At 66.1% G+C, this 17532-nt stretch carries 10 protein-coding genes; 8 read left to right on the top strand and 2 right to left on the bottom strand.

The window, feature by feature from the left end; genetic code table 11:
• Positions 1 to 121: 121 nt before the first annotated feature.
• A complete protein-coding gene (locus EAX62_RS10000; RefSeq protein WP_121901516.1) occupies positions 122 to 5122 on the bottom strand; it encodes a glycoside hydrolase family 3 N-terminal domain-containing protein in 5001 nt (1666 codons plus the stop codon).
• Positions 5123 to 5347: 225 nt separating this feature from the next.
• Here EAX62_RS10000 and EAX62_RS09995 point away from each other — a divergent pair, with 225 nt between their 5' ends.
• Together EAX62_RS09995 and EAX62_RS09990 are read left to right on the top strand one after the other, a co-directional pair.
• Positions 5348 to 6958, top strand: a complete 1611-nt coding sequence (locus EAX62_RS09995) for an amidohydrolase (RefSeq protein ID WP_121901515.1) — start codon at positions 5348 to 5350, stop codon at positions 6956 to 6958.
• 133 nt (positions 6959 to 7091) lie between these two features.
• Positions 7092 to 8084: a LacI family DNA-binding transcriptional regulator gene (locus EAX62_RS09990; protein WP_121901514.1), complete on the top strand. Its 993-nt coding sequence runs from the start codon at positions 7092 to 7094 to the stop codon at positions 8082 to 8084.
• Here the strand turns inward: EAX62_RS09990 and EAX62_RS09985 are convergent.
• Positions 8064 to 9899, bottom strand: a complete 1836-nt coding sequence (locus tag EAX62_RS09985; RefSeq protein ID WP_121901513.1) for an MGH1-like glycoside hydrolase domain-containing protein — start codon at positions 9897 to 9899, stop codon at positions 8064 to 8066. The genes EAX62_RS09990 and EAX62_RS09985 overlap by 21 nt on opposite strands.
• 195 nt (positions 9900 to 10094) lie before the next feature.
• Between EAX62_RS09985 and EAX62_RS09980 the strand changes: the two genes are divergently transcribed.
• The 6 genes from EAX62_RS09980 (at position 10095) to EAX62_RS09955 (ending at position 17460) form a co-directional block, all read left to right on the top strand.
• The gene (locus EAX62_RS09980) at positions 10095 to 11360 is read left to right on the top strand and encodes an extracellular solute-binding protein (protein ID WP_121901512.1); all 1266 of its coding nucleotides are present in this window, start codon (positions 10095 to 10097) and stop codon (positions 11358 to 11360) included.
• Positions 11360 to 12406: a carbohydrate ABC transporter permease gene (locus EAX62_RS09975; protein ID WP_121901511.1), complete on the top strand. Its 1047-nt coding sequence runs from the start codon at positions 11360 to 11362 to the stop codon at positions 12404 to 12406. Before EAX62_RS09980 ends, EAX62_RS09975 begins: the two co-directional genes overlap by 1 nt.
• The gene (locus EAX62_RS09970) at positions 12403 to 13239 is read left to right on the top strand and encodes a carbohydrate ABC transporter permease (RefSeq protein WP_121901510.1); all 837 of its coding nucleotides are present in this window, start codon (positions 12403 to 12405) and stop codon (positions 13237 to 13239) included. The genes EAX62_RS09975 and EAX62_RS09970 overlap by 4 nt, the downstream gene beginning before the upstream one ends.
• 153 nt (positions 13240 to 13392) lie before the next feature.
• A complete protein-coding gene (locus EAX62_RS09965) occupies positions 13393 to 14466 on the top strand; it encodes an ABC transporter substrate-binding protein (RefSeq protein ID WP_121901509.1) in 1074 nt (357 codons plus the stop codon).
• Between the two features lie 70 nt (positions 14467 to 14536).
• A complete protein-coding gene (locus tag EAX62_RS09960) occupies positions 14537 to 16291 on the top strand; it encodes an ABC transporter permease (protein ID WP_121901508.1) in 1755 nt (584 codons plus the stop codon).
• A 14-nt stretch (positions 16292 to 16305) separates the two neighbouring features.
• Entirely contained in the window at positions 16306 to 17460 is a 1155-nt protein-coding gene (locus EAX62_RS09955; RefSeq protein ID WP_121901507.1) for an ABC transporter ATP-binding protein, read from the top strand.
• Positions 17461 to 17532 lie beyond the last annotated feature (72 nt).

Genomic DNA, 17532 nt, shown 5'->3' with positions numbered 1-17532 from the left:
CCGATGCGTCGCCGGGATTCACGGTCTGACTGCGTGGAGGCAGGAACCGAGCGAGAGCCCACAACAGGACGGGTGGGGCAGCAAGCGCTGCACCTCCCGTCCTGCCGGATTCTCCGCAGAATCAACCCTTCCTGAACCGCACGATGTTGTTCACGACGAACTGATCCTTCATACGGTGGCCACCCCCACCATCAGGGACCACCACACTCATCCAGATGTAGGAACGACACCCCCCACGACCCGTCGCAGCCGTATCGCACTCGGTACGCCAGCGACGACCGCCGCTGGTCCACTCCCCCGTATTTGCCAGGGGATTGCTCCCCCACTTCTGACGAGTCATGTAGGGCAGGTAGGTCAGGTTGTTGAAGTGCCATCCCGTGTCGACCACATAGGCCCCAGCCACATACCGAACCGTCGAGGACCAGATCTCCGTCCGACAACGCGTCGTCTGTGAGTACGGCTCACACTGGGTGAACCACCAACGACCGTTGATCTGATGGAATCCGGGCACCTCGTACGGCGCCCGCAACACCGGCCCCGACGACACCGACGGTGACGGGGAGGGCGACGCCGACGGAGACGGGGACGGGGACACCGAGGCCGAGGGAGAAGGCGACGGAGAGGCCGGCGGCAGGGTCTCGTCGACATTGGCTGCCTGTCCGAGGAGTTCAACGGCGCCCGCAGGATCTCCGGACCAGACCAGGTGCTCAGCGTCGGCGATGGAACGCTGGGCATCGGCGTCTGCGGTTGCAGCCACCACTGCGTCCTGCGCCACATCACGGGCCAACGAGACCACTGCTGCTGCCTGCATCAGGGTGTCCTCGCCCGTGCCCGACAGTGTGTCGGCGAGGGACTTCAGCAGTGGCCAGGCAGCAGCGGGGTCCGAGATACTGCCGTCGGCAGCCCACACACCAGCATCCACCAGGCTCTGAGCCTTCATCCGCGCATCGCCCTGCAGCCCGGCGACGAGTTCGGACAACCGTTCCTTCGGCTGATCGGTGCGCAGACCCCACCCGTAGGCATAGGCAGGCTCGTACACGTCGTCGCCGACGTTGATCGGCACCTGATCGGCAGCCTTGGGCCAGGTCAACGACAGCTGACCAGTGAAAGGACGCTCACCCATCAACACATCCGCCACGCCTGCACCCTCGCTACCGGGGAGGAAGGAGGCCACGACTGCGTTGGCCCCCGCAGCGGCCCCAGTGAGGACCTGCGGCCGACCGGAGACGACCACCACGGTGCATTCCATTGCCCCGCAGACCGTCTCGATGGCCTTCTGGTCCGTGGCGGACAACGACAACGACTTGCCGTTGTTGCCGACGTCGCCCTGTCCCTCCGCGTAGGGGGTCTCCCCCACGATGACAAGACCCGCGTCGTAGTCCTGCGTGGGTTCGCTGGCCGTCCGCGAGTGGGTGATCTCCAGATCCGGAGCCACCTCGCGAAGACCTTCGAGGATGGAGGTGCCCGTGGTGGTGTCACCAGAGCCGCCCTGCCAGGAGATGGACCAGCCACCCATCTGGTTGCCGAGGTCGTCGGCGTTGGAGCCGGCCACGTACAACCGACCCGTGTGTGCCAACGGCAGTGCGCCGTCGTTGCGCAGCAGAACCTGCGACTGTGCGGCCGCCTCCCGCGCAATCATGCGGTGCTCGGAACCGCCGAACATGTCGCGTTGGCTGTCGACGGTGAACGGCTGCTCGAACAGGCCGAGGTGCATCTTTTCGGTCAGTATCCGCGTCACGGCGTCATCAACACGTGCCTGCGCAATGGCATCGGACTCGACTCCCGCCACCACGGCATCGATGAATGTGGCGAAGTTGTAGGGGGCCATCACCATGTCCATCCCGGCATTGACCGATCGCACCACCTTCTCCTGGTAGGTGCCGCCCGGCAGCTTGTCGATCGCCTCCCAGTCGCTGATGAGGAAACCGGTGAAGCCCATGTCGCCCTTGAGGACACCGTTGTTCAGCTCCGCGTGTTCGCTCATCCGCAGCACCGGTCCGTTGTTGACGGAGACGCCGGAATACGACGGCATGATGGTGCCAATCCCTGCATCCACGGCGGGGATGTACGGATCAGCGTGGAGGCGCATGAACTCCGCCATCGACGACACATGGGTGACACCCTGATCGATCGGGTATCCCTTGCCCAGCTGTGAGGCGTCGTAGGTAGTGCCCCCGTCCCCGGCCCAATGCTTGGCCGAGCCCAGCACCTCGTCAGCCGCAGTGATGTCCGTGGGGTCATCACCCTGCAGCCCCTCGGTGGCAGGTACCGCGAAGGCCGCGACAAGCTTCGGGTCCTCGCTGAACGACTCGTAGGTTCGACCCCAGCGTTCGTCCCGACCCACAGTGAGGGCGGGCGCGAATGTCCACGTCACGCCTGTGGTGCGTGTCTCGGAGGCTGTGGCCCGCCCGATGTTCCGGATGAGCTGGAGGTCGCGAGTGGCCCCCAGGCCAATGTTGTGCGGGAAGATCGTGGCGCCAAGGACGTTGCTGTGCCCGTGGACGGCGTCCGCACCATAGACCATCGGAATCTGCCAACGCGTCGACAACGCCTGGCGCTGGTACCCGTCGATCATGGCCGCCCAGGCCTCGGGGGTGTTGGGATTCGGGACGGACCCGCCGCCGGACAGGAGAGAGCCCAGCGCAAGGTCAGAGATCTGTTCCACCGAACTCAGCCCGAGGCGCTCGGCCTGTGCCATCTGGCCCGCCTTCTCCTGCAGGCTCATGCGCCCCAGCAGGTCCGCCACCCGGTCCTTGGTGGGCAGGGAGGAGTCGAGGTAGGCAAGGTCGTGCGCGTTGATGACGACACGCGGCACGCCATCTGCAGTGACCGCCCCGTCGGCCGTGATCTCGAGGGGGATGGTGAGGGCCTCGCTGGCGCCCGTTCGCGCGAGCGTCTGCACCTCAACGGGTTGGGCCGTACCCGAGGGTGTTCCGGCGGGGAACGTCATCGAGCCCGACGCTGCTGTGTAGTCCGTGCCCTCGAGTGCGGTTCCGGGGCTTGTGTTCCATGTGACGTCGACGGGCTCGCCGGTGGGCTCACCATCAGTGGTTGTCAGCGTGAGCGGCACGGACGCCGTGCTTCCGCCGTCCACCAGTGTGACGCCGGGGGCTGCCACGGTGACGGAACTGGCCACCGTTGGAGTGCCGTAGAGGCCGGCATCGTCAATGGCCCAACGCATCGCCTCAGCGGTGCCCGGATCAAACGTGATGGCATAACCCCAGGCGTTGTCGAGGTCCAGAGTGCCGTTCTGTGTCTCGCTGGATCCGGGCTGGTAGCCGCCCGGGGTGAACGACGAGAAAGGTAGTTCGACGAGCTTCCACCGGCTGGTGGAGCTTCCCCAACGGTCCTTGAAGGTGGCCTGCCACAGCTCGGAGTGCTCGGCATCAGTACCGCCGTCCTTGATCTCCACCTTGATGTCCGCGCCCGCCGTGGGGGACGCGGGGTTGTTCGTCTGTGAGGCGTACCACAGGAACCGGATGCCGTGGAAGCTGCTCCAGTCCTGGGGGTTGGCCAAGTTGTAGCTCATGCCGCCGTAGGAGCCGGAAGGGATGAGGTGGGTTCCCGCCAACACGTGGTTGTCGGCGTTGCCGTCGCGTTCCTGCACCTCGCGGCCCAACGTCACTGCATTCTCGGCGTTGGACCACGTGAAGTAGCCGATCGGATCGGCGCCGGAGCCCACGGTGATGTCGTTCTCGAAGTCATCCAGCACCACGAGCCGCTGGAACAGCGCGAAGTCGTCCATCCGGAAGGACCCTGCGCCCAGACCGGTGAGGGTCACCGCGAAGCCCGTGGAGGCGCGCGAGTTGAATCGTTCGTCGGAACCGGGATTCCCCTTCACGCGCAAGTCGCTGAACAGCACCGATACCCGGCGCCACCCCGCTGCATCGTCGACGATGCTGTGATCGAAGAGTTGACCATCGCTCTTCACCTCGAAGCTGAGCATCTTGCCGCTGCCAGAGCCCTCGAACCAGAACTGGAAGCCGTCGTAGCCCGACCAGTCAGTTGCCGGCGTGTCATGGGTGAAACCGAACCAGTCCCCACCGCTCGGAGAGCCCCCCACCGTGGCGACGAGCACCTGGTTGTCCGCTGCCGAGCCGGGGACTGTGTCGTCGGCGGTACTGCCCAGCACGGGTGTGACGCTCGGGTTGCTGCCCCACACGGTGAAGTCGGTTGGGACGCCGGACTGGAAGTCATGCAGCACCTCGGAGGGTCCCGTTCCGGAACCGTCGCCCGTGGGTCTGATGGTGATGCTGGCGGTGGTGCGGATCCCAAGTTGGACGCCGGCGGTGGGGTCGCTGACGCGCACCGTGAAATCGCGCTGCGGGGCCAGGAATCCCTGGCTGACGGTGTCAATGTCCACCACCTTCTCCACCTCCCCGGCTGCGAAGATCAGGGTCTGGTCATAGGCGGTGTAGTCGCTGCCGGCCACGGCAGTGCCACCCTCGGTGTTCACCCGGACGCTCTGCTCCGTGTCGGAGGCTCCCGAAAGGCGCACTGGAATGGAGACCGCATCGCCGGCGGCGACGACCTCATCGGGACCGAGGCTGACCATCGGTGTCGCGAAGTCGCCGTTGACGGCGAGGGTGTAGAGGGAATACCCGTAGTAGTGAAGAGTGGGCGCGTCCCACAGGGCCGCCGCCCGCTTCTTCATGTCGAGGCGGACGTAGCGAGCGTCAACGCTCTCAAGCGTGACGGCGTCGGCGCCCCCGTCGCCGGCGGTGGTGGTGTGTACCGTCTCCCAACTGGCGGGCTGATCAGGTGACGCGCTGGCCACCTGGATGTCGTAGGCCTCGGCGTAGGAAGCCTCCCACGCCATTGCCACCGAGGTGATGGTGGCGACCGAGCCGAGATCAACCGTCAGGTCAGCTGTGAAGACGGCCGCACCGTCGTCAGGGCCGTTGCCGCTGGCCCAACGCGTCTCAGGATTGCCGTCATTGACGTTGGACGCCGGAAATGTCCCGTCCTGATCCGATTGCGTGGCAGATGCGCTCACGACCCCGAGTTGCGCCAGATCTGTTTCGGCGGCGAGCGCCGGAGTTGCTGGCAGCAACGCCATGAGACCCACGGACAAGCTGCCCGCCAATCCGACGGCCAGAAAGCGCTTGGGATTCTGTCTCATGTGCGAGACCCCTTTCAGGGGTACAGATGGGTGGCTGTCAAGCAGGACTCTCGGCGATGAGAGCGCTTTCCCCAGTCAATCACATCCCGACGGCACCGAAGGGCAACGCGCAATTGTCCCGTCGCTGGAGGATCTCAGGCATGCCACCCCTGTGAGGTACGCGGAGGCGATTTTCTGCGATGCGGCGGGCACCCACGTCGACGCGGGCGCCACTAGTCTCTGGGAATGACGCAGAGACGCGGATCCCACCCCGGCCTGATCATCAGCGGCGGCCCCATCCTGACGATGGCCGAGGGGGCCCGGCCCGAAGCCGTGGCCGTGGCCGATGGACGGATCGTGGCCATCGGATCCCTGACGGACGTGACGGCGCAGGTCGGGCGCGCCACGGAGAAGCTCAACCTCGAGGGTCGGACGTTGCTGCCTGGCCTCATCGACCCACACATGCACGCCGCCATGGTGCAGATGGCGGACTGGGTGGACGTCAGCCCCATGGCAAACCCCACGGCCGACGACGTCATGACCACCCTGAGGAACGCACCCCCCACGTCCACCGGGTGGGTGATCGCCAAGCTGTTCGACCCCAGCATCACGCAAGGCGGCCCACGGCTCGACCGCGACGCACTGGACCGCCTGTCACCAGTGCACCCCATGCTGGTGTTCGAGAGCAACGGCCATGTGGCCTACGCCAACTCGGCCGCCATGCGGGAGGCCGGCGTGGACCGGGACAGCCCCGACCCACCCCAGGCCCGCTACGGTCGTACGCCCCACGGGGACCTCAACGGGAGGCTCGAGGAATCGGGCGCGGTCGCCGCCTTCACGCGCGGGATTCCGCCACTGACCCGAGAGGACATGCTGGCCCGTCACCGCGACCTCTTCCAGCAGGCCGCCGCCCGGGGCATCACCCTCCTCCACGACTGTGGGGTCGGGGCCGTCAGTGGCGCCGACGATCTCGACATCCTCCGCAGCGTCGTCGACGACTCCTCCCCCGTCCGGTACCGCGGGATGCTGGTGTCCACGTTGTACGACACATGGATGAACAACGGGCTGCGGCCCGGCGCAGGCAACGACATGCTGCGCATCGACGGCATCAAGGCCTGGTCGGACGGCTCCAACCAGGCGGGAACCGGGTACCAGAGGGAGCCGTACCTGAACACAGCCGATCATGGCTCGCTGAACTATTCGCCGCAGGAGCTGGCAGAGGTGGTGGACCGCGCGCACCGCGACGGTTGGCAGATCGGCGTCCACGCCAATGGCGACGCAGCGATCGACGTCACACTCGACGCCTACGAGTCCGCCCTGGCCCACACCCCAGTCCGTGACCACCGCCACCGGATCGAGCACTGCAGTGTCCTGCACGACGACCAGATCGCCCGCATGGTGGCACTCGGTCTCTCCCCGTCGTTCCTCATCGGCCACATCCGCTGGTGGGGCACCGCGTTCCGCGACCGACTGTTGGGTCCCGACCGCGCCAACCGCTACGACCCCTGCGCATCGGCCCTGGCCGCTGGGCTGCGGATTTCCCTGCACAGTGACTGGAATGTCACCCCCATCGAGCCGCTGCGCTACGTGGAGGACGCCGTCACCCGCATCATGGAGGAGTCGGGCGACGTCCTCAACGGTGACGAGCGGATCCCCGTCGAGGCGGCGCTCCGGGCCGTGACCATCGACGCGGCCTGGCAGTGCCGCGCCGACAACATCACCGGATCCATCGAGCTGGGCAAATACGCAGACCTGGTGCTGCTGGAGGACGATCCCACATCAGTGGATCCCCGCCGCATCTCCGGCATCACGGTGTCGCAGACGCTCCTGGGCGGCGCACTTCGCCACGGCAGCTGAGCTCTCGGATCCTCCGAGGCCGGACCTGACCGGGGGTCAGAACCCGGTCTCCGTGCCCGCCACCCCCGTCCCCGGGGGTAACGTGCTCACAGCAAACAGCGGTGCACGGCGCACCACCCGACGAGGAGGCAGGATGTCTGGTCGCCCCACCCTGAGCTCCATTGCCTCAGCCCTGGGTTTGTCCCACCAGACGGTGTCGAACGCCATCAACCGCCCCGATGCCCTGCGACCCGAGACGCTCCAGAGGGTCCTCGATGAGATCGCCCGCACCGGATACGTCCCCTCCACCGCGGCGCGCCAGCTGGCCTCGAAGCGCTCCAGGCTGTTTGCCTTCCGTGTCCGTCCAGCCCCCAACGGACTGCACGGGCAGGTGGTGGACAACCTGCTCCACGCCGTCACGGAGCGCGCAGCAGCCATGGGCTACCACCTGTTGGTGTTCGCAGCGCAGGACGACGCGGACGAGGTGGCGCAGATCGAGCGATTGCGCGCGACCAGCAACATCGACGGTGTGGTCCTCACCGACACCACGAGTCAGGACATCCGCCCAGGACGTTTGACCCGCACCGGCATCCCCCTCGTGGCGTTCGGCAGGCCCTGGGGGCAGGACTCGTCACACCCGTGGGTGGATGTCGACGGGGCTGCGGGCTGCCGTATGGCCACGGAGCAGCTCCTCCACCGCGGTGCTGGCCGGGTGGGGTTCCTGGGGTGGCCGCAGGGGTCCGGCGTGGGCGATGACCGGGTCAGCGGCTGGCGTCAGGCTCTCGTCGCGGCGGGTGCCCACGACGACGGTGATCGCTGGCTTGGTCGGTGCCTCGACGAGGTCTCACTGGCGCGTGCAATGGCCCACGACCTGCGCGCCGACGGGGTCGACGCACTTGTCTGCGCATCCGACACGCTGGCGCTCGGGGCCCGGGCCGCATTTCGTGAGTCCGGCCTGGACACCTCCAGGGTGGTGGGTTTCGACGACTCCCCCGTCGCAGCGCTCACGGGTCTCTCAAGCATCAGGCAGCCCGTGGAACAGGTGGCCGACTTCTGCGTGCAACGACTGCTGGATGCCGACGCCGTTCCACGGACCCGGATCCTGGAACCCACCGTGGTTTTTCGCTCAGGTGACTTCGTCACCTGAGCCGCTCAGCGCGCGCCAGACCACCACGCCGGACGCGGCGGCCCAGGCCTGCGGTCGGCACGACGCGGGATACGGGAGGGCACGCGAGACCTCATCGCGTGCGTGGCCGGCGAACAGCTCCGGCAACCGGAACTCGAAGTCCTCTGCCGCATCCAGCAGGGCGGTGGCCAGCACCCGTGCCTCGCGCAGGAACCCCGCCCGCAGCAGGCTCCAGATGATCTGGGCCGTGTCGTGGGTCCAGACGCTGCCGCCGTGGTAGCGGAGCGGCCAGTAGGCGGTGTTGGTGGTGGACAGTGTCCTGATACCGAAACCGGAGAACAGCGAAGGGTCCATGAGTCGCGCCACCACCGACTTCTCCTGCTCGCGTGTCAACAGACCGGACCCGATCAGGTAGCCCATGTTGGAGGCCACACCATCCACTGGCTGCTTGTCCCCGTCCAGAGCGAGCGCCGGATAGTCCCCCAGCTCGTCGGCACACCAGAAGGTGGCCTGGAATCGTTCCCGCACACGCCGGGCGAAGGCCTCCAGGGCGGGAACGTCCACCTCGGCGCCGATCACCGCGGCGATGTCGATGCACACCAGCGCCGCCTCGTGGGCGTAGCCCTGCACCTCTGCCAGTGCGATGGGGCCGGCGGCGAGGCTGCCGTCCGCAAAACGAATCGAGTCCCCGGAGTCCTTCCAGCCCTGGTTGGCCAGTCCCGTGCCCGACTCGTCGATGTACTCGAGCAGTCCGTCACCATCGGCATCGCTGGACTCCAGCAGCCACCGGCAAGCGGCTTGTAGTGGACGGCGCAGATCGGCCAACTCGGACGCGTCGACCCCGGCGTCGAGCACCCCCTTCAGGAGCAGGATCCACAACGGGGTGGAGTCGATGGAGCCGTAGTACACGGGCGGCAGTCGCCTGCCCTCCTCCAACTCGAATTCGTGGCTGCGGACCTCGTGCAGCATCTTGCCGGGCTGTTCGGCGGTCACGAAATCGTGGCGCGTCCCCTGCCTAGCAGCGAGGGTCCTGAGTGTCCCGAGCGCCACCGCCGTGCTGTGGGGCAGCGACAGCAGAGCCGCGATCAGGCTGTCGCGTCCGAAGAGCGTGAAGAACCACGGGGCACCAGCGGCGAAGAACGCCGAGTCGGGTGTCAGCCTGTCAGTCATCATGAGGCCGTTCAGGTCGGCGATGCTCCGGTGGAGCAGGCGCCCGAGACGCCCGCCGGCGGCGGGCGCGACCAGTGGGTCTCCGGAGGGAGCCGTCATCGTGCCCTCCGGGGCGAGGGGAATCCGCCACGCCATCGTGGTGCTCCCACCGGCTGGCACCGTGGCGCTCCAGGAGATCCGCGTGCTCGCCCCGGTCGTCCGCACCCCGGCACCCTCCGCAAGCACCCCGGTGGCAAGTGGCACTGCCGTCCCCTCGCCACCACCCTTGACGACGTCCAGCGCAGTGGCCTCGCCCTCGAGATGGACCTCGATACCGAGCGTGACCTCTTCAGGGGAGGCGTTGCGTAGCTCGTACTGCTCACCGGCATCCTCCACCGTGATGCTGCGGAGACGGGAGAGTGCGACGAGCGGATCCGCGCCGCTGCCCCCGATCCTCACGACGTACTCGTGGCGCAGGACACTGGCATCGTCATCGCTGGGGCCATTGCCGATCCACTCCAGATCGCCCCCTGACACGGAGAGTTTGACACCCCCCACCACGCGCATGTCCCCCGCGTAGATGCCGTCGATCCCATCGGCACAATCCCCCTCGCGCGCACCCCACCACTGGTTGGGTGCGTGCAGGACGACGCACCGGTCGTGCACGTACGGCTGCTGTGAAGTCATGGCGTGGTCCTGTTCCTGTGAGATGCCCTGCCCGTGATGCTTGACAAATCACGTGCGGCTGTCCGACGATTGGGGCAACGATTTGAGCGCTCAAATCGTATCGACACATCACCGGTTCCTGCAAGGTCGCACGGACACAAAGTTGAATCCGGGCGGAGAACGGCAGGAGCCGGACCACGAGAGAAGGAACACGCCATGACCAGCATCACCCGTCGACATTTCCTCGGCTTCGGCGGCCTGGCCGTCGCCGCCGTCGGACTCTCCGCCTGCGGCGGGTCCGGCTTCAACGAGCCAGCGGCCACCGGGTCGCCGGACGGTTCAGGCAGCCCCACGGGCTTCGAGACCACGGAGTCCAAGATCACCGTGCTCATCGGCTCCTCCGGTGCGGCGGAGACCAAGGCCGTCACGGACGCCGTGGCAGCATGGTCCAAGGATTCGGGTGTGCAGTCGCAGGTGCTGCCCGCCAACAACCTGGACCAGCAGCTTTCGCAGGGTTTCGCCTCGGGCAACCCTTCTGACGTCTTTTACCTCACCACGGAAGCCTTCGGCGGGTACGCGGCCAACAATTCGCTGCAACCCTACGGGGACCAGATCGACGCCGCCTCCTTCTACGAGGCGCTCGTGGCGGCGTTCACCGTCGACGACGTGTTCTACGCAGCACCCAAGGACTTCTCCACGCTGGCGCTCATCATCAACAAGAAGTCGTGGGCAGCCGCGGGCCTCACCGACGCCGACGTGCCCACCACCTGGGAAGAGTTCTCGACCGTGGCGGAGAAGCTGACCACCGCCACCCAGGTGGGACTCGGCACCTCCCCGGAGTACCAGCGACTCGGCGTGTGGATGGCGCAGGCCGGCGGCGAACTGGTCACCGACGGCAAGGCGACGGCGAACTCGCAGGCCTGCGTCGATGGCCTCACCCACATCCAGGAGCTTCTGAAGAAGGGGACGGTCAAGCTCACGACGGACCTCGGCGCCGGTTGGGGCGGCGAGGCGTTCGGCAAGGAGCTGTGCGCCATGACCATCGAGGGCAACTGGATCATCGGCGCCCTGCAGAGCGACTACCCGAGCGTGGAGTACCTGGTCGCGGAGCTTCCCGCCGGCCCCTCGGGCCAGGGGACGCTGCAGTTCACCAACGCGTGGGGACTCGCCACCGACTCCAAGAACAAGGGCGCGTCCCTTGAACTCATCAAGGCCCTCACAGCGCCCGAGCAGCAGATGGCGTTCGCCGCGGCCTTCGGCGTGATGCCCTCGGTCAAGGCCACCGGCGAGGAGTGGAAGGCCAAGTACCCGGAGCAGGCCGCGTTCCTGGCCGGGGCTGACTACGCCAAGAATCCTCCCGCAGGGAAGGGCATCACCGCAGTGATCTCCGACCTCAACGCCAAGCTCGAAGGCATCAAGACAGCCGACGTGAAGGCGCTGCTCGACGAGGTGCAGACCAACCTCGAAGCCGCACTCGGCTGATGTTCAAGCGATCGGGGATCCGCAACGACACCACGGCGGGCTGGCTCTTCGTCAGCCCCGTCCTGGTCATCCTCGGACTGTTCCTGTTCATCCCCGTCATCATGGCGGCCTGGGTGAGCGTGTCCGATTGGAGCGGGCGCGGCAGTCCGTTCAGCGCCGGCGTGAACTTCATCGGTGCCAAGAACTTCAGCGACCTCCTCGTCGGTCAGGGGCTGACGCAGCAGGACTTCGGCACGGCCATGCGCAACAACGTCTACTACGTGCTGCTGGTGGTGCCGCTGCAGACAGCGCTCTCCCTGTGGTTGGCCGTCATGGTCAACCAGGCGGCCCTCAAGGGCAAGGGGTTCTTCCGGACGGCGTTCTACTTCCCGTCCGTCACGAGCTCCGTGGCCATCACCGTGTTGTGGCTGTTCCTGTTCTCCGCCACCGGGGTCGTGAACAAGGTCCTGTCCTACTTCTCCCTCAACGGTCCCAACTGGTTCCAGGACCCCCGCGGAGTCCTGCACATCATCCTGCAGTCGTTCGGGGTCCAGCCGGCCACCGGCGGCGCCCGCATCCTCGGCATCAGCGGATGGGAGTGGTTCGCCGGCCCGTCGGTGGCGATGTCAGCGTTCATCATCATGGCCATCTTCACCACCTCGGGCACGTTCATGCTTCTCTTCCTGGCGGCGCTGCAGCAACTCGACGGCGAGGTCTCCGAAGCAGCATCCATGGACGGGGCGGGAGCCTGGTCCAAGTTCTGGTTCGTGACGCTGCCCATGGTGCGTCCCACGCTGTTCACCGTCATCACACTGGGCCTCATCGGCACCTGGCAGGTATTCGACCAGATCTACACCGGCACACAGGGTGGTCCGTCCAAGACCACCCTCACGCCCGCCTACCTGTCCTACCAGGCAGCATTCCAGGACCAGCAGTGGGGACAGGGTTCCGCCATTGCCTTCATCCTCTTCGCCATCATCGTGGTCATGACCATCATCCAGCGGTCGGTGTCGAGGGAACGTGACGTGAAACCGATCAAGGCCGCAAAGAAAGAGGTCGGATCATGAGAAAACGCCCAGTGGGCTTCACCCTGGTCGCTGTCTACGTGCTGTTGATAGTGCTGGCCGTCATCTACATCTTCCCCTTCCTGGTCCAGGTCGCGACCAGCTTCAAGACCGAACCCGAGGCAGCGTCAAACCCCCTGGCGCTCATCCCCACCACGTGGACGACCGCGGCGTACAAGACACTGTTCGCCAATTCCGATTTCCCCCTGTGGTTCCGCAACAGCTTCATCGTCACCGTCGTGGTGACGCTCGGCCGCGTGTTCTTCAACTCGCTGGCCGGGTACGCCCTGGCCCGACTCCAATTCCGTGGCCGCGGAGTGGTCAACGCGCTCGTCATCGCCGTCATGGCCGTGCCCGGTGTGGTGCTCCTGATCCCCAAGTTCCTGGTCATCAACCAGCTGGGCATCTACGACTCCTTCGCGGGCATGATCATCCCCCTCCTCGCGGACGCAGCGGGCGTGTTCATCATGAAGAACTTCTTCGAATCCATTCCCGCCAGCGTCGAGGAACAAGCGCGCATCGACGGGGCGGGGACGTTCCGCACGTTCTGGTCCATCGTGTTGCCCATGGCTACGCCGGCCCTCATGACGCTGGTCATCCTCAGCTTCCAGGGTTCGTGGAACGAGCTGAACCACTTCATCGTGTCCACCCAGTCACCCAGCCTCACAACACTGACCAAGGGCGTGGCACAGCTGGCGTCGGGCCAACTGTCGCAGGGCACCCAGTACCCGCTCAAACTGGCAGCGGCCGCCCTCATGACCGTGCCTGTCGCCATCGTGTTCTTCATCTTCCAGCGCAGGATCATGAACACCACGAGTGGTGCCGTGAAGGGATGAGCCGACGTTGATAGAGGGCTCCCCGTCACCCGGCGAATAACAATTCCACATCAACGTGGCCTTTCGGTGTCGGGGAGTCAACACCTCCGTTAGGGTCCACAGGAGACACGGCGCAGTGATGCCCGTACCCCCATCGTTCCCACGGAGGAAGACATGTCACGCAACAGCACCAGGCTCGGCCGGCTCCTCGGCGCCTGCATCGGGATCAGCGCACTGCTGCTCGGTTCCTGCGCCATCGACGACGGCGAGACCACGGGCGGTGATGGCTCCCCCGCCGGTGACCAGAGCCTGACGGTGGCCTGCGGCAACCAGGAGGACGTCTGCCAGGCCTGGGTCGCAGCCTTCGAGGCCAAGACCGGCATCAAGACCAGCTACGTCCGCCTGGCCTCCGGCGAGGCGGTCGCACGTCTCGAGTCGTCCAAGGGCAACCCGGAGTTCGACGTCTGGCACGGCGGACCCGTCGACGGCTACAACGTGGCCGCAACCGCGGGCCTGTTGGAGAAGTACGACTCCCCCGCCGCCGCTGACATCGACAAAAAATACATGGACCCGGCGGGCTACTGGGGCGGCGTCTACGTGGGCGTTCTCGGGTTCTGCTCCAACCAGAAGGTTCTGGACGAACTGGGCGTGGAGGTTCCCCAGAAGTGGGATGACCTCCTCAACCCCAAGCTCAAGAAGCAGATCATGATGGCCCACCCCGCCACGTCCGGGACTGCTTTCACGGCCCTGTGGACGCAAGTGGTGCTCCGTGGTGGCGAGGATGAGGCCATGGACTGGATGAAGCAGCTCCACTCGAACATCCTCCAGTACACCAAGTCCGGCTCCGCACCTGCCCAGTCGGCCGGCCGTGGCGAAGTGGCCACCTCTGTGGTCTTCAGCCACGACTGCGTCAAGTACAACGAGCAGGGCATGACGGACCTCGTCACCACCATCCCGAGTGACGGCACAGGGTGGGAGATCGGTGGTGTCGCTCTCATCGCGGACGCGAAGAACGGCGACGCGGCCAAGAAGTACTTCGACTGGGCGCTGTCCGCCGAAGCGCAGGAGATTGGTCCAGAGCACCAGTCCTACCAACTGTTCACCAACCCGAACGGCAAGCGCGACGAGCGCATGGTGGACCTCGCCGACGTCACGCTCGTGGACTACGACTTCGCGAAGGCCGCCGCTGCCAAGGATGAGCTCACCACTCGCTTCGACGAGGAGATCGCCACCGCTCCCAAGGAGTGAGGCCCACCGCTGATCGACGTGCGGGCGGAGGAACACCCTGCGCCCGCACACCTACCACCAGGGAACGAGCATGACCGACATCCTCGAGGCACCCGCCCCACTCGAGCCGCCCAGCGTGGCGGCGCCCGTGAAACAGAGCCGACGCAAGCGGGTCCGGCAGGACCCCGTCACCATCACCCTCATCGTCGTCGTCGTCGCGATCCTGTTCTTCCTCGTCCTGCTGCCGCTGGGCAAGACGCTTTCCACCGCCTTTTCTGACAAGGGTCTCGCCACCCTGTCCAAGATGTTCACCTCGCCGGTCAACCGGAAGATCCTGCTCAACACCGTGGTGCTGGGTCTCCTGGTGGGAACGATCGGCACGGGGGTGGGCTTCCTCCTGGCCTATGCGCAGGCCCGCCTGCAGTGGCGGGGCAAGAAGTTCGTCCACCTTCTGGCGCTCATCCCCATCGTCTCGCCGCCATTCGCGGTGGCGACGGCGATCATCACCCTCTTCGGTCGCGGCGGCATCATCTCCAAGCAGTTGCTGGGCCTGAACTGGAACGTCTACGGTCTGGGCGGCCTGACGGTGGTGCTGGCGCTCTCGTTCTTCCCGATCGCCTACCTCAACCTGCTGGGCATGTTGCGCTCACTCGACCCGGCACTCGATGAGGCCTCCGAAAGCCTGGGCGCCAGCAAGTGGCAGGTATTCCTCACCGTGACCCTGCCCATGCTCATCCCCGGCTTCGCGGCATCGTTCCTGCTGCTGTTCGTGGAGGCGATCGCGGACCTTGCCAACCCCATCGTCCTGGGTGGCGACTTCACGGTGCTCGCCTCCCGCGCCTACATCGCCATCATCGGCGAGTACAACCTGGGTGCCGGTGCCGCGTACTCGTTGGTGCTACTGGTACCTGCGCTCCTGGTGTTCATCGTGCAGCGATACTGGTCCACCCGGTCCTCAGCCGTCAGCGTGACGGGCAAGCCGACGGGCACCATCAAGCTCAACACGTCCAACGTCGCACGCGTGCCCGTTCTGATCGCCGTCGGGCTTGTCATGGCGCTCATCATCACCATCTACGGCACGGTGATTCTCGGCGGCTTCGTCAGGATCCTCGGGATCAACAACGAGTTCACCCTGGACAACTACCGGTACCTCTTCGGCGGAATCGGGTCTGACGCCATCATCACCACGACGCTGCTGGCGCTGATCGCCACGCCGATCGCCGGGGTCATGGGCACCCTCATCGCCTGGTTGGTGGTGCGCAAGCTGCGCCGCGCGGCGGGCGTCATGGACTTCCTGGGAATGCTGGGCCTGGCCGTGCCGGGCACGGTGCTGGGCATCGGCTACGCCATCGCCTACAACAGCCCCGTCGACGGCTGGGGGTTGCGCTTCCTGCCTGCGCTGGCGGGCGGCGGAGCCATTCTGGGCGGCGCCATGGCGATCGTCATGGTCTACATTGCGCGATCCATCCCCGCCGGACTCAGAACCGGCATCGCCGCGCTGCAACAGATCGACCCGGCCATCGACGAGGCCTCCACCTCGCTGGGGGGCAGCGGTCTCACCACGTTCCGGAAGGTCACCATCCCCCTGATCAGGCCGGCACTCCTCGCGGGGCTGACCTACGCCTTCGCCCGTTCGATGACCACCATCTCCGCCATCATCTTCATCACCACCCCGCAGACCCGGATCATGACCTCCCAGATCCTCTCCGAGGTGGAGGCTGGACGCTTCGGCAACGCCTTCGCCTACTGCACCATCCTCATCGCCATTGTGCTGACGGTCATCGGCCTGCTCACGCTGGCCGTCCGGGACCGTCCAGACACACCCATGCCGACACCCGGCACCTGACGGACAAGGAAGACATGACTGACCTTGCTGCTGCTGAAAAGCTGCTCGACAACACGACCGCCAGCGGAACCCTCCGCCTGCGGGGGCTCACGAAGGAATTCGGCAACGGGGCCGACAAGGTGGTGGCCGTGGACGCCATCGACCTCGACATTGAACCCGGCGAGTTCGTGACGCTGCTGGGTCCCTCGGGGTGCGGCAAGACCACCACGCTTCGCATGATCGCTGGGTTCGAGGACCCCTCCGGTGGCCAGGTCACGCTGGACGACGTGAACATGATCGACACTCCACCCAACAAGCGACCGATGGCCATGGTGTTCCAGTCCTACGCCCTGTTCCCCCACCTCAAGGTGCGCGACAACGTCGCCTATGGCCTCAAGATTCGCCGCACTCCATCTGCGAAACTGCGGGAAGAAGTGGACCTGGCACTCGAGTCCATGAACCTGTCAGCGCTCGCCAACCGGGCACCCAACCAACTTTCCGGTGGGCAACAGCAGCGCGTGGCACTGGCCCGCGCCATGGTCATGAAGCCCAGGGTGCTGCTCTTCGACGAGCCTCTGTCCAACCTCGACGCCAAACTCCGCGAACGGATGCGCATTGAGATCCGCACGCTGCAGCGCCACCTCGGCATCACCAGCGTGTACGTGACGCATGACCAGGCGGAGGCGATGAGCATGTCGGATCGCATCGTGGTCATGAACGGCGGACGTGTGGAACAGGCCGCCAGCCCGGACATCATCTACCGGCAACCCGCCTCGGTGTTCGTGGCCGACTTCATCGGCCGCGCCAACTTCCTCGACGTCGAGAAGGAGACCTCCACACAGCAGGGCAGGGCCCGCGTGAAGGTCCTGGGCCACAGCGTGGATGTCCCCGCCCATCCGGACGCCCCGGCCGCGGAGGACGTGGTGCTGTTGTTGCGGCCGGAATCCATCCGCCTGAAGGCGGTGGACACGCGAGCCGGCGGTGGGCTCGGCGGGCACGAGGGTCGCGTCCTGTTCTCGGTGTTCTACGGCGACCACGTGGAGTACGAGGTGGAGACGGAACACGGCACGATCACCGCGGTGGTGGCCGATCCCAACGTGGATGCCATTCATCGAGAGGGCGATGACGTGGAAGTCAGCTTCAACGCCGAGCGTGCCTGGCTGCTGCCCCGCACCCGACAGCCCGGATGACCCCTCCAGGACACGCATACCGTCGGGGAGTTTCAGTTCAGGACCAGCCCTTGGGTAAATTCATCCCCACCC

The organism is Tessaracoccus antarcticus (assembly GCF_003688855.1).
GTDB lineage: Bacteria > Actinomycetota > Actinomycetes > Propionibacteriales > Propionibacteriaceae > Arachnia > Arachnia antarctica.
Note: the sequence above shows the minus strand (reverse complement) of the source record. Positions and strands in the feature narration are given on the sequence as shown.

Excerpts from the sequence above, each read along its gene's own strand:
- EAX62_RS09980 (WP_121901512.1), top strand. The coding sequence starts at position 10,095 with ATGACCAGCATCACCCGTCGACATTTCCTCGGCTTCGGCGGCCTGGCC.
- EAX62_RS09965 (WP_121901509.1), top strand. The coding sequence starts at position 13,393 with ATGTCACGCAACAGCACCAGGCTCGGCCGGCTCCTCGGCGCCTGCATC.
- EAX62_RS09990 (WP_121901514.1), top strand. The coding sequence starts at position 7,092 with ATGTCTGGTCGCCCCACCCTGAGCTCCATTGCCTCAGCCCTGGGTTTG.
- EAX62_RS09960 (WP_121901508.1), top strand. The coding sequence starts at position 14,537 with ATGACCGACATCCTCGAGGCACCCGCCCCACTCGAGCCGCCCAGCGTG.
- EAX62_RS09955 (WP_121901507.1), top strand. The coding sequence starts at position 16,306 with ATGACTGACCTTGCTGCTGCTGAAAAGCTGCTCGACAACACGACCGCC.
- EAX62_RS09995 (WP_121901515.1), top strand. The coding sequence starts at position 5,348 with ATGACGCAGAGACGCGGATCCCACCCCGGCCTGATCATCAGCGGCGGC.
- EAX62_RS09970 (WP_121901510.1), top strand. The coding sequence starts at position 12,403 with ATGAGAAAACGCCCAGTGGGCTTCACCCTGGTCGCTGTCTACGTGCTG.
- EAX62_RS09975 (WP_121901511.1), top strand. The coding sequence starts at position 11,360 with ATGTTCAAGCGATCGGGGATCCGCAACGACACCACGGCGGGCTGGCTC.
- EAX62_RS10000 (WP_121901516.1), bottom strand. The coding sequence starts at position 5,122 with ATGAGACAGAATCCCAAGCGCTTTCTGGCCGTCGGATTGGCGGGCAGC.
- EAX62_RS09985 (WP_121901513.1), bottom strand. The coding sequence starts at position 9,899 with ATGACTTCACAGCAGCCGTACGTGCACGACCGGTGCGTCGTCCTGCAC.